At 36.9% G+C, this 1478-nt stretch carries 1 protein-coding gene; it reads right to left on the reverse strand.

Going from position 1 to position 1478, the window contains the following annotated elements:
* Positions 1–1197 (reverse strand): AMP-binding protein (locus tag DMP16_RS09830; RefSeq protein ID WP_143577186.1); only part of this gene is annotated, 1197 nt, incomplete at its 3' end.
* Positions 1198–1478: the final 281 nt, after the last annotated feature.

Here is a 1478-nt window from a genome sequence, read left to right on the forward strand (position 1 = left end):
CCAAGGACCCCTAAACCACAACTCACCAACACTCCTACCATCCCAAGGCAAATCACCACCAGAAACAGGATCAACCAACCTAACCTCAACACCAAACATGAGTAATCCTTGCTTCATTTTCTCAAATCTCTCAATATCATCAAGACTCATTAACTCACTCTTTGGGAGAGCCATGGAGACTAATGGACTCGTTTCTGTTGCCCCATATCCTTGAACTATTTTTCCTCCGAGTTCTTTAAAGGCTTTGGCTAAAGCAGCTGGTGGCTCACTTCCACCACAAGTTATCCTTAGTCCGGGAGTCTTAACTCCCATTTTCTGAAGCCTTCTCACGACCTCCAAAAGTATAGTTGGAACACCATTGGTAAAAGTAACTTTATGATTGACAATATGCTCTACCAATGTATCTGGAGTGTATCTTCCAGGGTATATTGTTTTCGTTCCTATTAAGGTCGTAGCATAAGGAGCTCCCCAACCATTGGCATGAAACATTGGAACTATCTGTAAACCCACGTCAGAAGGTGTTAATTGGTTTGCAATAACTACAGCAGCTGCGTGTAGATATATTGATCTATGAGAGTAAAAGATTCCCTTTGGTGGACCAGTAGTGCCTGATGTAAATGCGGCAGTAGCTGCTGACGTTTCGTCAATAACCTTAGAAGCCCTATTGGGAGAGTGAGACTTTACTAATTCCTCATATCCCACTACCTTTCTTAGATTTGTCTTGATCTCTTCTACTGGTTTATCACTCATTAAGACTATGAAGTTGAAATCGTATCCCTTAGCTAAAACTTCAGCTAATTGTGTTAAAGATTCATCGACAAGTAACCCCTTAGGTTTTGTGTGCTTAATAATATAATCTAGCTCAGATGGGTGTAATCTTATATTCAATTCTAGAAGAACCCCACCAACCGATGGTATAGAAAAGTATGACTCGTAAAATCTATGATCATTCCAGTCAAGAATTCCAATAGTCTCTCCTGGCTTCACATCTAATTCACTTTCTAAAGCATTTGCAAAACTGTTTACTCTTTCATAAACCTTTCTATAAGTTAATTTATGTATTAATCCTCCTTGAAGTCTTCTATCTGAAATAATCTCAGTATCTCCGTGAACTTTCGAGGCATATTCTAATAGCTTATGCACATTTAATTGATATGAATCATTCATTGTTGAGGGCATTCCTTTAATGATTTCCATTGATAATGTAATATGTAAAACTAATATTTATATTTTATTTCAAGATATTGTAAAATAATCCATTAATATTATAAATTATGAAAAGACTTTAGAATGAAGTTTCATAAGAGTAACTTCATGATTTCTTTTCAAAATAAAAAAGAGACGTAGTTCCCTTAAAATATATCTCCCATCAATAACTAGAATAGCTGACCCTCTCCCGGTCTTAAAAGGCATTTACAAAGTGATGAAAGCCTTACCCTTTAGGGCGTGGAGAAAGTCAGCAAAACATCACTTCTTAG

The organism is Sulfolobus sp. B1 (assembly GCF_007050195.1).
Lineage (GTDB): Archaea > Thermoproteota > Thermoprotei_A > Sulfolobales > Sulfolobaceae > Saccharolobus.